At 65.8% G+C, this 10,201-nt stretch carries 15 protein-coding genes; 7 read left to right on the top strand and 8 right to left on the bottom strand.

The window, feature by feature from the left end:
* Both V7Q39_RS15735 and V7Q39_RS15730 read left to right on the top strand, forming a co-directional pair.
* Nucleotides 1-917 (top strand): AMP-binding protein (locus V7Q39_RS15735; protein ID WP_333817559.1); only part of this gene is annotated, 917 nt, incomplete at its 5' end.
* A 109-nt stretch (nucleotides 918-1,026) separates the two neighbouring features.
* On the top strand, nucleotides 1,027-1,551 hold the full coding sequence (locus V7Q39_RS15730) for a hypothetical protein (protein WP_333817558.1): 525 nt from the start codon (nucleotides 1,027-1,029) through the stop codon (nucleotides 1,549-1,551).
* Here V7Q39_RS15730 and dtd read toward each other — a convergent pair whose 3' ends face one another.
* The 4 genes from dtd to V7Q39_RS15710 are packed head-to-tail and all read right to left on the bottom strand — an operon-like array spanning nucleotide 1,552 to nucleotide 4,267.
* Nucleotides 1,552-1,995 (bottom strand): D-aminoacyl-tRNA deacylase, encoded by a 444-nt coding sequence (gene dtd, locus V7Q39_RS15725; protein WP_333817557.1) that lies wholly within the window; start codon nucleotides 1,993-1,995, stop codon nucleotides 1,552-1,554.
* Nucleotides 1,992-2,915, bottom strand: coding sequence for a carbohydrate kinase family protein (locus V7Q39_RS15720; RefSeq protein WP_333817556.1), 924 nt, complete (start codon nucleotides 2,913-2,915; stop codon nucleotides 1,992-1,994). The genes dtd and V7Q39_RS15720 overlap by 4 nt, the downstream gene beginning before the upstream one ends.
* A 43-nt stretch (nucleotides 2,916-2,958) precedes the next feature.
* On the bottom strand, nucleotides 2,959-3,924 hold the full coding sequence (locus tag V7Q39_RS15715; protein WP_333817555.1) for a phosphoribosylaminoimidazolesuccinocarboxamide synthase: 966 nt from the start codon (nucleotides 3,922-3,924) through the stop codon (nucleotides 2,959-2,961).
* Nucleotides 3,925-3,973: 49 nt separating this feature from the next.
* A complete protein-coding gene (locus V7Q39_RS15710; RefSeq protein ID WP_333817554.1) occupies nucleotides 3,974-4,267 on the bottom strand; it encodes a hypothetical protein in 294 nt (97 codons plus the stop codon).
* Nucleotides 4,268-4,422: 155 nt separating this feature from the next.
* Here V7Q39_RS15710 and V7Q39_RS15705 point away from each other — a divergent pair, with 155 nt between their 5' ends.
* From V7Q39_RS15705 to V7Q39_RS15690, 4 genes are all read left to right on the top strand, one after another.
* The gene (locus V7Q39_RS15705) at nucleotides 4,423-4,557 is read left to right on the top strand and encodes an entericidin A/B family lipoprotein (protein ID WP_333817553.1); all 135 of its coding nucleotides are present in this window, start codon (nucleotides 4,423-4,425) and stop codon (nucleotides 4,555-4,557) included.
* Nucleotides 4,558-4,688: 131 nt separating this feature from the next.
* A complete protein-coding gene (locus tag V7Q39_RS15700; RefSeq protein WP_333817552.1) occupies nucleotides 4,689-4,889 on the top strand; it encodes a hypothetical protein in 201 nt (66 codons plus the stop codon).
* 152 nt (nucleotides 4,890-5,041) lie between these two features.
* Nucleotides 5,042-5,317: a type II toxin-antitoxin system Phd/YefM family antitoxin gene (locus tag V7Q39_RS15695; RefSeq protein ID WP_333817551.1), complete on the top strand. Its 276-nt coding sequence runs from the start codon at nucleotides 5,042-5,044 to the stop codon at nucleotides 5,315-5,317.
* Nucleotides 5,314-5,577, top strand: a complete 264-nt coding sequence (locus tag V7Q39_RS15690; protein WP_333817550.1) for a type II toxin-antitoxin system RelE family toxin — start codon at nucleotides 5,314-5,316, stop codon at nucleotides 5,575-5,577. Before V7Q39_RS15695 ends, V7Q39_RS15690 begins: the two co-directional genes overlap by 4 nt.
* Nucleotides 5,578-5,635: 58 nt before the next feature.
* On the opposite strand, the gene lepA is transcribed toward V7Q39_RS15690, so the two are convergent.
* Together lepA and V7Q39_RS15680 are read right to left on the bottom strand one after the other, a co-directional pair.
* The gene (gene lepA / locus V7Q39_RS15685; RefSeq protein WP_333817549.1) at nucleotides 5,636-7,435 is read right to left on the bottom strand and encodes a translation elongation factor 4; all 1,800 of its coding nucleotides are present in this window, start codon (nucleotides 7,433-7,435) and stop codon (nucleotides 5,636-5,638) included.
* Nucleotides 7,436-7,551: 116 nt separating this feature from the next.
* A complete protein-coding gene (locus V7Q39_RS15680) occupies nucleotides 7,552-8,202 on the bottom strand; it encodes a pyridoxamine 5'-phosphate oxidase family protein (RefSeq protein WP_333817548.1) in 651 nt (216 codons plus the stop codon).
* A 227-nt stretch (nucleotides 8,203-8,429) separates the two neighbouring features.
* Here V7Q39_RS15680 and V7Q39_RS15675 point away from each other — a divergent pair, with 227 nt between their 5' ends.
* The gene (locus V7Q39_RS15675; RefSeq protein ID WP_333817547.1) at nucleotides 8,430-8,738 is read left to right on the top strand and encodes a hypothetical protein; all 309 of its coding nucleotides are present in this window, start codon (nucleotides 8,430-8,432) and stop codon (nucleotides 8,736-8,738) included.
* Nucleotides 8,739-8,900: 162 nt separating this feature from the next.
* Here the strand turns inward: V7Q39_RS15675 and rpmB are convergent, their stop codons facing one another.
* Nucleotides 8,901-9,188, bottom strand: a complete 288-nt coding sequence (rpmB, locus tag V7Q39_RS15670) for a 50S ribosomal protein L28 (protein ID WP_333817546.1) — start codon at nucleotides 9,186-9,188, stop codon at nucleotides 8,901-8,903.
* A 104-nt stretch (nucleotides 9,189-9,292) separates the two neighbouring features.
* Nucleotides 9,293-10,030 carry an ArsR/SmtB family transcription factor gene (locus V7Q39_RS15665; protein ID WP_333817545.1) on the bottom strand — a complete coding sequence of 246 codons (738 nt, stop codon included), beginning with the start codon at nucleotides 10,028-10,030 and terminating at the stop codon, nucleotides 9,293-9,295.
* Between the last annotated feature and the right edge of the window lie 171 nt (nucleotides 10,031-10,201).

Raw genomic sequence — 10,201 nt, 5'->3', positions numbered from 1 at the left:
TGCAGCGTCCGGTCAATGCCGACATCTCCAGCATGAAGAACGGCTTCTCCGGCTCCTCCCCCCTGCCGGTCGAGCTTTACAACCGCTTCAAGAAGGAAACCGGGGTCGAGATCGTCGAGGGATACGGGCTGACCGAAGCCACCTGCCTCGTCTCGGTCAACCCGCCGGACGGGGTGAAGAAGATCGGCTCGGTCGGCCTCATGTTCCCGTATACGCAGGTGCGCATCCTGACCTCGCAGGGTGCCATCGGCTTTCGCGAATGCGCGGTGGACGAGGTGGGAGAGATCTGCATCTCGAACCCCGGCGTCTATGAGGGCTCGACCTATACCGAGGCCGACAAGAACCGGGAGCTCTTCGCCGATGGCCGTTTCCTGCGCACCGGCGATCTGGGCCGGATCGACGCCGAGGGCTATCTCTTCATCACTGGGCGCGCCAAGGACCTGATCATCCGCGGCGGCCACAACATCGACCCGGCGATGATCGAGGAAGCGCTGATGGGGCACGAGGCGGTGGCCTTCGTCGGTGCCATCGGCCAGCCCGACGCTCATGCGGGGGAACTGCCCTGCGCCTATGTCGAGCTGGTCAAGGGCGCCTCGGCCACGGTCGAAGAGTTGATGGCCTACGCGGCCAAGCACATCAGCGAGCGCGCGGCTGTGCCCAAGCATCTGGAAATTCTGGAGGAATTGCCGAAGACGGCGGTCGGCAAGGTGTTCAAGCCCGACCTGCGGCGGCTGGCGATCACCCGGACCTACGATGCCGCCCTGTCCGGGGCCGGTCTTCCCGCCCGTGTCGCGACGGTGGTCGAGGACAAGAAGCGGGGCCTCGTCGCCCAGCTGGCGAAATCGGGGCCGGCAGAGGATAGCGCGGTTGCCGCGATTCTGGGGCAGTTCTCCAACCCCTGGGAATGGGCGTCCTGATCCGGCAACGGGAACGGATTGTCGCTTGCATGACAGCAAGTTTCATTTGCCTGAATCGCCGCACGGCGCGAAAACGGGCTGCGAGGGATGCATTCACAGGAATATGAAGATGAAGTTTAGCATGGGCTTGGCGGCAGCATTGATCTCCGCATGGACCGGGATAGCAAGCGCGCAGCAGTCCGAGGTCCTTTTTTCGCACAAGCATTGGCAGGTTTCGATTGTCGGCTGGGACGACGGCTCGGTCGGCTGCGTGGCCGAGGTGAAGGCTCCGGGAGAAAGCTTCTCGATCTGGACCTTCCCGGACGGCGCGGTGCAGTTGCAGTTCTATTCCACTGCCTGGGCTTTCGGCGAAGGCCAGACCGCCGACCTGGGCGTGAAAATCGACCGCCGCGCGCCGTGGAACCTGACCGGGGCGGAGCTTTACCAGAATTCGGTGCTGTTCTACCTGCCCGACAGCCAGGCCGGGGTGAATTTCATCGCCGAGGTTGCGCGGGGCAATCGGCTCTATCTGCGCGACAACAGCGGGAAGGAAGTGCAGAACTATTCGCTGGCGGGCTCCAGCGCCTCGATCTCGGCGCTGATCGATTGCGGCGACGTGATCACCAAGCGCACCCCGGGCAACCCGTTCAAGTGATCAGGGTTGGTCGGTGTCCATCCAGATGGTCACCGGCCCGTCATTGACGAGGCTGACCGCCATGTCGGCGCCGAAGCGGCCATTGGCGACCGGAACACCCTCCTTTTCAAGCGCCTGGCTGAAATGGAGGTAAAGCCGCTCGCCCTCGGCTGGCGGCGCGGCGGTGGAAAAGCCGGGCCGGTTGCCGCGCAGATCGGCGGCGAGGGTGAACTGGCTGACCACCAGGGCCGAACCGCCGATGTCGCGGACCGACAGGTTCATCTTGCCCTGATCGTCCTTGAAGACCCTGAGCTTGGCGATTTTGGCGGCCAGCTTCTCGGCCTGTGCCTCGGTATCGCCGCCCATGGCGCAGACGAGGATCAGGAAGCCCTTGCCGGTCTGGCCGATCACCTCGCCGTCGACCCGGACCTGGGCCTCGGTGACGCGCTGGAGAACCGCCCTCACAGCTCGTTCGCCCAGGGCGGGTTGGCCCCGGCACGGCTGACGGTGACCGCCGCCGCCCGCGTGCCAAGGGAGAGCGCGGCGGTCAGCGTGGCATCGCTCAGCGCGGCCACCCCGGCCTTGGTCAGCGCACCGGCCTGGTGCAGCGCTGCAAGGACCCCGGCGTTGAACGTATCCCCGGCGCCCACGGTATCGACGACCGTAACCTTCTGCGCCGCCACGAAAATATCCTGCGTCGCCGTCACCGCTCGCGCGCCGTTCGCGCCTTCGGTGATGAAGACCACCTTCGGCCCCCGGGCCAGAATGCCCCGCGCCAGCGCGGTCGGGTCGCCCTGCCCTTCCAGCCAGTGCAGGTCTTCGTCGGAAAGCTTCACGACGTCGGCCTTCGCTACCATCCGCTCGATCCGGGCGCGATATTCGGTTTCCTTGCCGGCGATGAAACCGGGCCGGATATTGGGATCGACCATGGTGACGCGGGTCGCGCAGTCGCGGGCCTGCAGCGCCTCATAGGTGCTGGCGGCCGGGTCGTTGACCAGGCAGATCCCGCCGAGAAACAGGGTGTCAACTTCCTCGGGCAGGTCAGGCAGGTCGGCGGTCGACAGCATCCGCCCCGCCGTGCCCTCATCATAAAAGGCATAGGTCGCCTGGCCGTTCACCAGCTTGACGAAGGCCACCGTGGTCGGCCGGTCGGAGCGCGCGAGATGCCGGGTGTCGACCTTCGAGGCGGTCAGGCTATCCGCGAGGATTTCCCCCAGCATGTCATTGGAAACGCCCGAGAAGAATGCCGAGGGCGCCCCCAGCCGTCCCAGGGCGATGGCGGTGTTGAAGACCGCCCCTCCCGCATAGGGGGAAAAGCAGGCCTCACCCAGCGTGGAGGTCCTGGGCAGCATGTCGATCAGCGCTTCGCCACAGCTGAGAATCATGGTCGTCCCCCCCTCGGATTTCACCACTGTTAGCGCGAACAGGTCAGGTCGTGAAGAACGGCATCAGGTTCGCCCGGATGCGGTCAAGCGGCGTGGCCGCGCTGCCGTCGGGCACGAAGGGCTGGCCGGTGATCGCCTCATAGGCGCCGATATAGACCTGCGCGGTCTTTTCGATCATTTCCAGCGGGATGTCCGGCACCGGGTCCTTGTAGGGATCGCACCGCGCGACGACCCAGGAGCGGATGACATCCTTGTCGAAACTGGGCGGCCGGTCGCCGCTTGCAAACGCCGGCGCATAGCCCTCGGCGATCCAGTAGCGGCTGGAATCCGGCGTATGGATTTCGTCGGCAAGAAGGATGTTGCCCGCCGCATCGGTGCCGAATTCGTATTTCGTGTCGACCAGGATCAACCCGCGCTCCGCCGCCATCTGCTGGCCGCGGGCAAACAGGGCGAGGGCCTTCGCGCTGACCTCATCCCATTGCGCTTGCGTCAGCAGGCCCGTGCCAACGATCTGGGCGGCGGTCAGGGGTTCGTCATGCCCGCCGTCGAAGGCCTTGGAAGTGGGGGTGATGATCGCCTGCAGCAGGGCCTGGTTCGGGCGGAGGCCGTCGGGCAGGCGGTGGCCGTACATCTCGCGCTGGCCCTTCTGGTACTGGGTCAGGATCGAGGTAGAGGTGGTGCCCGCAAGATAGCCACGGACCACGATTTCCACCGGGAGGATGGTCAGCTTCTTCCCCAGCACCACGTTCGGGTCGGGGTAGGAAATGACGTGGTTCGCTGCGATATCCCCCGTCCGCTCGAACCAGTAGCGGGCCAGCTGGGTCAGGACCTGCCCCTTCCAGGGGATCACCGCGAGGATGCGGTCGAAAGCGGAAATCCGGTCGGAGGAGATGAGAAGGCGGGTGCCGTCGGGCAGGTCGTAGCAGTCGCGGACCTTGCCGAAATAGGGGTTCGGAAGCTCGGGAATCCTTGCCTGCGGCAGAGTTCGCGAGAGGTCGATCTTCGGCATGACAGGCCCCGGTTGCGCTGCCTGCTTCTTGGCGTTTCAGGCCCCCAAGTCAAGCCGGACAGTCGAGCGAGCCCCGCATTTCGCCGCTGTCGCCGGTCAACGTCGACTCGCGCAGCTTGCAACCCGTCACACGCGGGATCAACTCGATCATCGTGGCGCGGATTGCCTGATGCTCCCCCCGTTTCGCGTGGCCGAGGCGGATGATTTCCACCCGCTCTCCCTTCTGGAAGACCGTATAGGCCCGGCCGTTCAGGGTGACGTCGCTGCGCGTGGCCCCCAGGAACTCCGGCGCAGGGGAGGCACCGCAGGCGGCGAGGAAGAGAAGGGGGATGAGGGCTTTCATGCAGGCAGGATGGCAGTGTCTGGTTAATGATGGGTTAAGCACCTTCCCTCATCCCGACGCGCGGGCATCGGCGGAAATTGACCTTTGGTCGGCGATGCCGGGAACGGGGCATGGGCGGATGGGTTGACCCCGGAATGCAACCAAGGACCTGACCCATGACCCGAACCCTAGCCCTTCTCGCCCTTCTGGGCCTTGCCGCCTGCGAAACCGTCGAAGGTGCAGGACGCGACCTGACGACCGCCGGAAAGGCGATCACCGAGGAAGCACAGGAGACCAAGGCCGGGATGTAGGCAGAGAGCCGCCGGTTTCGCCGCGGGCGGTGGGTGAAAGCCTGCCGAGCCGTCGGAACAGGCGGCTTTGGCCGATGCGAAGGCGAGGCGGGGCGGGCAGGATCGGCCCAGTGAACCTGGAGGAGTGACCGATGAACCTCGTGAAGCTGTCCGGCCTGATGGCCGTCGCCCTGACCCTGTCGGGCTGCCTGCAAACCGACACCGAACGCGGCCTTGCGGGCGCTGCGGGCGGGGCGGTGATCGCCGATGTGACCGGCGGGAACGCCCTGACCGGCGCCGTCATCGGCGGCGCGGCAGGGGTGTTCTGCGATGACCTGGGGGTGTGCAAGTAAACCCTGCGAAGGGTAGGATGAAGCAACCCGCGAGGCGAGGGATCGCCCCGCTTTTCTGCGTTCTTCTGCTTGAGTACAGTCGGTTCGGGATTGATTTCGTACAGATATGACGTATCTTACGTTTCTATCATTTTGTACGAAATGGGCGGGCCATGATCGAAGTCACAGTATCCGAAGCGCGCGAGCGGCTGGCTGACCTCTTGGGCAAGGTCCAGCACGGCGGCGAGGATGTCACCATCAAGAAGCACGGGAAACCGGTGGCGGTGATGATCTCTCCCGAGGCGATGGAATATTACGAGCGGCTGGAGAACGAGGAATTGGCCCGGCTGGGAGCGGAGTCCTATGCCGAATATCTGGCGGACCCGTCGAAGGCGATCAGCCATGAACAATTATGGGCCGAGATCGAGGCTGACCTGAAGTCCGAATGACCCGCTATCGCATCGACTACACGCCAACGGCTGAAAAACAGCTGCGGGCCATTCGCGACGCGCGGCTGTCCACGCCGATCAGGCGCGCGATCGAGAAGCTGGCTGAAAACCCCCGTCCACCGGGGTGCCTGAAGCTGGTGGGCGAGGTGAACCAGTGGCGCGTCCGGGTCGGCGACTGGCGGGTGGTCTATGTGATCGAGGACGGGCGGCTGGTGGTTCTGGTGGTGCGGGTCGCGCCGAGGGGCGGGGCGTATGGGTAGGGTGCGCTACAGCGCACCGTTCCGCGCCGCAAAAGTGCGCTACAGCGCACCCTACGAGTTACCCATCCATCTTCAACGCCGCGATGAACGCCTCTTGCGGGATTTCCACCTTCCCGAACTGGCGCATCTTCTTCTTGCCGGCCTTCTGCTTCTCCAGCAGCTTCTTCTTCCGGGTCGCGTCGCCGCCGTAGCATTTCGCGGTCACATCCTTGCGCATCGCGCTCAGCGTTTCGCGGGCGATCACCCGGCCGCCAATCGCCGCCTGGATCGGGATCTTGAACATGTGGCGGGGGATCAGGTCTTTCAGCTTTTCCACCATCGACCGCCCGCGGGCCTCGGCGCGGTCGCGGTGGACCATCATGCTCAGCGCATCGACCGGCTCGTCGTTCACCAGGATCGACATCTTCACCAGATTGTCCTCGCGGTATTCGCTGATCTGGTAGTCGAAGCTGGCGTAGCCCTTGGTGACGCTCTTCAGCCGGTCGTAGAAGTCGAACACCACCTCGGCCAGCGGCAGATCGTATTCCACCATCGCCCGCGACCCGGCATAGGTGAGGTTCAGCTGGATGCCGCGACGGTCCTGACACAGCTTCAGGATGTCGCCGAGGTATTCGTCGGGCACCATGATCGTGGCCTTGATCCGCGGCTCCTCGATATGGTCGACATAGGTCAGGTCGGGCATGTCGGCGGGGTTGTGCAGGTCGCGCACCTCGCCGTCATTCATGTAAAGCTTGAAGACCACCGAAGGCGCGGTGGTGATCAGGTCGAGGTCGTATTCCCGTTCCAGCCGGTCGCGGACGACCTCAAGGTGAAGAAGGCCGAGGAAGCCCATGCGGAAACCGAAGCCGAGGGCCGCAGAAGTCTCCATCTCGTAGGTGAAGCTTGCATCGTTCAGCGCCAGCTTCTCGATGGCGTCGCGCAGGGCTTCGAAGTCGTTGGCATCGACCGGGAAGAGGCCGCAGAAGACCACGGGGACCGAGGGTTTGAAGCCCGGCAGCGGCGCGTCGCAGGGCTTCTTCTCATGGGTGATGGTGTCGCCCACTTTCGTATCGCGGACCTGCTTGATCGAGGCGGTGAAGACGCCGATCTCGCCCGGGCCAAGCTCGGCGATGTCCTGCATCTGCGGCTTCAGCACGGCGAGCTTGTCGATGCCGTAGACCGCGCCGGTCTGCATCATCTTGATGCGGTCGCCCTTGCGGACCACGCCGTCGATGATGCGAATCATCACCACGACACCGAGGTAGGCATCATACCAGCTGTCGACCAGCATGGCCTTCAGGGGCGCATTCCGGTCGCCCTTGGGCGGAGGCAGGCGGTGGACGATGGCCTCCAGCACGTCGGGAATGCCAAGGCCGGTCTTGGCGCTGATCGGGATCGCGTCGGAAGCGTCAAGGCCGATCACATCCTCGATGTTCTGCTTCACCCGCTCGGGCTCGGCGGCGGGAAGGTCGATCTTGTTCAGGACGGGCACGATCTCATGCCCCGCGTCCAGCGCCTGGTAGACGTTGGCCAGCGTCTGTGCCTCGACGCCCTGCGAGGCGTCCACCACCAGCAGCGACCCCTCGACCGCCCGCATGGACCGGCTGACCTCATAGGCGAAGTCGACGTGGCCGGGGGTGTCGATCAGGTTCAGGATATAGGTCTGGCCATCCTTGGCCGGATATTCGATCCGCACCGTGTTGGCCTTGATGGTGATGCCGCGTTCCCGCTCGATGTCCATGCTGTCCAGAAGCTGGGCCTGCATGTCGCGTGCGGCGACCGTGCCCGTCGACTGGATCAGCCGGTCGGCAAGCGTGGATTTGCCGTGGTCGATATGCGCCACGATGGAGAAGTTGCGGATGCGGTCGAGCGTGATCATGGGCGCGCGTATAGCCTGCCCTGCAAGGCCGCGAAAGGGGGCTGCTCCTGCGTCCCGGCTTCGCCGTCTCGTCGCGGGCAAGACGGGGCGAAACCGGCGACGGGCGTCAGGGGCTTTCAGCCGATGCGATAGCCCTTCGCATGGTCCGGCACCGGCAGGCCGGGGGCCAGGTCGGGGGCGGGGTCCGGGGCGCCGACGGTCAGGCGAATGGGCAGGACCCCGGCCCAGACCGGCCACGCGCGGTCCTCGGGCGGGTCGGCGGGCGGCCCGGCAGAGATTTTCGCGGAAGCCTCGGTCAGGGGCAGCGACAGGATGCGCGTCGCCTTCAGCTCCTGCGCGGTGATCGGGCGCAGCGCATCCCAGCGCCCGGGGAACATCTGCTCCATCATGCGGCGGAGATGGGTGGCCTTGGCCTCGGCGCCCTCCACCACCTCGGCCTGTCCGAAGACCATGACCGAGCGGTAGTTGACCGAATGTTCAAGCCCGGAGCGGGCGAGGACCATCCCGTCGAGAAGGGTCACGGTGAGGCAGACCTCGGTGCCGGTCGCGCGCTTCTGCATCCGGCTGGCAGAGGAGCCGTGCCAGTAGACGCGGTCGCCCTCGCGCCACTGCAGGGTGGGGGTGACGACGGGAAAGCCGTCGACGATATGGCCCAGATGGGCGACGGGCATCGCGTCGAGAATCGCATCGATCACGGCGCGGTCATAGGCGGCCTTGTCGTGCAGGCGGCGGGCACGGGTGCGGGGGCTGGGGGCGGGATGCGGCATGGTGTCGTCCTGGCTCTGGCGCGTGGCCGGCCCGAGCGGCCAGCCACTTCATCTTGTAGCAGAGGCTGGACAGGCCCGCGAGGGGTTGCGGATTCCCGCTGATTCCCCTCAACCCTCTGTCAGGGCTTGAAAAAATCGCTTGGACTTGGCATCATCCCTTCTACAAGATGACCGGCGGTGGAATGGGTGACATGCCTGGCCATGCCCGGCAAATGAGGCAGAAACGAATGAAACCCTATGTGCTTCTGGCCGCAGCGGCGGCCGTTTTCCCGATGATGTCCAGCGTGGCAGTGGCCGGTCCGATCGAGCGGGCCTGCATGGCCTCGGATCGTGGTGGCAACCGGGCGCTCTGTGGCTGCATCCAACAGGCGGCGGACATGACGCTGTCTGGTGGCGACCAGCGCCGGGCGGCGAAGTTCTTCAAGGACCCGGATGCGGCCCATGCGACCTGGGTGTCGCAATCGGCCGCGGACGATGCGTTCTGGGAACGCTACAAGAGCTTCGGGCAGACCGCCGAGGCCTATTGCGCCGGGTGATCGACGGCCAGTGATCGCGCAGAGTGGTGGATCGCGCCCCACCCTGCGCACGGCCCCCGTCCGACCCCCGGCCAGGCGTGCAATCTGCCCGCCATCCAGCTGAAACGCGAAAGGCCCCGCCTTCATGCCGAAGGCGGGGCCTTTGCAGTAACGTCAGCCGGATCAGGCCGCGGCTTGCGCCTTGGCGATGTCCTTCTTGATCTTCAGCGCGTTGGCCGACAGCTCATCGTCCTTGGCCTTGGCGAGATAGGCGTCGAGGCCGCCACGATGGTCGACCGAGCGCAGCGCCGCGGCGGTGACGCGGAACTTGAACGACTGGCCCAGCACGTCCGAGATCAGCGTGACCTCGTTCAGGTTCGGCAGGAACCGGCGACGGCTCTTGTTGTTGGCGTGGCTGATCGTGTTGCCCGACATCGGCCCCTTGCCGGTGAGTTCGCAGACGCGCGACATTGCGGTGTTCCTTCGATTCGTCAAAAACGGGAGAAGGCGGGGAATCCCCGACCCTCGAATTCGATTGGGGGCGTGTAAGGGGAATCCCCGGCGCCGTCAAGCGGTCAGGCGGCGGGAAAGGCCTGCGCAAAGGCCTGATGGCCGCGCGGAGTTACCATCAGCGCGCGGGTCGCAGGGCGGCGGCGCAGCCAGCCCTCTGTCTCCATCCGGGCAAGCAAAAGCCGGCCGAGCCGCCCGCCGAGATGGCTTTGCCGTTCCGTCCAGTCGAGACAGTCGCGGCAAAGGGGCGCGCGGGCAGGCGCCAGATCCTCCGGGGCAAGGCCGAGGGCAAGGCAGAAGGCCCGGCCCGAGGCGGTCAGATCAAGGCCGCCCGGTGCATGGGCGAGGAAACCGCGGGCAGAGAGGCTTTGGTAAAGCTGCACGCCAAGGCGGCCCGCAAGGTGGTTGTAGCAGAGCCGGGCCTCACGCAGGGCCGGATCGCGGGGGCCGCTGCGCGGCGCCCTTGCCGGGACATCGCCCGCAAGCGTCATCATCGTCTCGACCAGCCGGGCGATGTCGGAACTGGCCAGCGCGAGGTATTTGTGCCGCCCCTGCCTGCGGGCGGCAAGGAAGCCCGCACCGACCAGCTTCGCGGCCTGCTCCGAGGCACTGGCCTTGGCGAGGCCGGTGGCAGCGCCAAGCTCGGTCACGGTGCGGGCACGGCCATCCATCAACAGCGTGACCATCCGCGCCCGGACCGGATCGGCGAGCGCGGCGGCCAGGGCGGCGATGTTCGGGCTTTCGGTCATGGGCGCAGGATGCGGCAGCCCGGCGGTCTTGTCCAGCACGGATGGTTCGGACAAGACCGAACCATGCCGGTTGAAAGAGCGGGCGTTCTTGCGGCGCCGGTTGGCCTGTGCCACGGAACGTCAAAGGAGATGCGATGACCTTTCCGATCCACGAACTGGCGGCGCTGGGGACCGCGACCTGCTGGGCGATGACGGGGATCATCGCCTCGGACGCGATCCGGGCGC

The sequence above is a fragment of the Tabrizicola sp. genome (assembly GCF_036781545.1).
Classification (GTDB): domain Bacteria; phylum Pseudomonadota; class Alphaproteobacteria; order Rhodobacterales; family Rhodobacteraceae; genus Tabrizicola.
This window is presented reverse-complemented; position numbering and strand designations above follow the sequence as displayed.

Excerpts from the sequence above, each read along its gene's own strand:
- V7Q39_RS15675 (WP_333817547.1), top strand. The coding sequence starts at position 8,430 with ATGAAACCCTATGTGCTTCTGGCCGCAGCGGCGGCCGTTTTCCCGATG.
- V7Q39_RS15700 (WP_333817552.1), top strand. The coding sequence starts at position 4,689 with ATGAACCTCGTGAAGCTGTCCGGCCTGATGGCCGTCGCCCTGACCCTG.
- V7Q39_RS15730 (WP_333817558.1), top strand. The coding sequence starts at position 1,027 with ATGAAGTTTAGCATGGGCTTGGCGGCAGCATTGATCTCCGCATGGACC.
- V7Q39_RS15720 (WP_333817556.1), bottom strand. The coding sequence starts at position 2,915 with ATGATTCTCAGCTGTGGCGAAGCGCTGATCGACATGCTGCCCAGGACC.
- V7Q39_RS15690 (WP_333817550.1), top strand. The coding sequence starts at position 5,314 with ATGACCCGCTATCGCATCGACTACACGCCAACGGCTGAAAAACAGCTG.
- lepA (WP_333817549.1), bottom strand. The coding sequence starts at position 7,435 with ATGATCACGCTCGACCGCATCCGCAACTTCTCCATCGTGGCGCATATC.
- V7Q39_RS15710 (WP_333817554.1), bottom strand. The coding sequence starts at position 4,267 with ATGAAAGCCCTCATCCCCCTTCTCTTCCTCGCCGCCTGCGGTGCCTCC.
- rpmB (WP_333817546.1), bottom strand. The coding sequence starts at position 9,188 with ATGTCGCGCGTCTGCGAACTCACCGGCAAGGGGCCGATGTCGGGCAAC.
- V7Q39_RS15705 (WP_333817553.1), top strand. The coding sequence starts at position 4,423 with ATGACCCGAACCCTAGCCCTTCTCGCCCTTCTGGGCCTTGCCGCCTGC.
- V7Q39_RS15695 (WP_333817551.1), top strand. The coding sequence starts at position 5,042 with ATGATCGAAGTCACAGTATCCGAAGCGCGCGAGCGGCTGGCTGACCTC.
- V7Q39_RS15715 (WP_333817555.1), bottom strand. The coding sequence starts at position 3,924 with ATGCCGAAGATCGACCTCTCGCGAACTCTGCCGCAGGCAAGGATTCCC.
- V7Q39_RS15680 (WP_333817548.1), bottom strand. The coding sequence starts at position 8,202 with ATGCCGCATCCCGCCCCCAGCCCCCGCACCCGTGCCCGCCGCCTGCAC.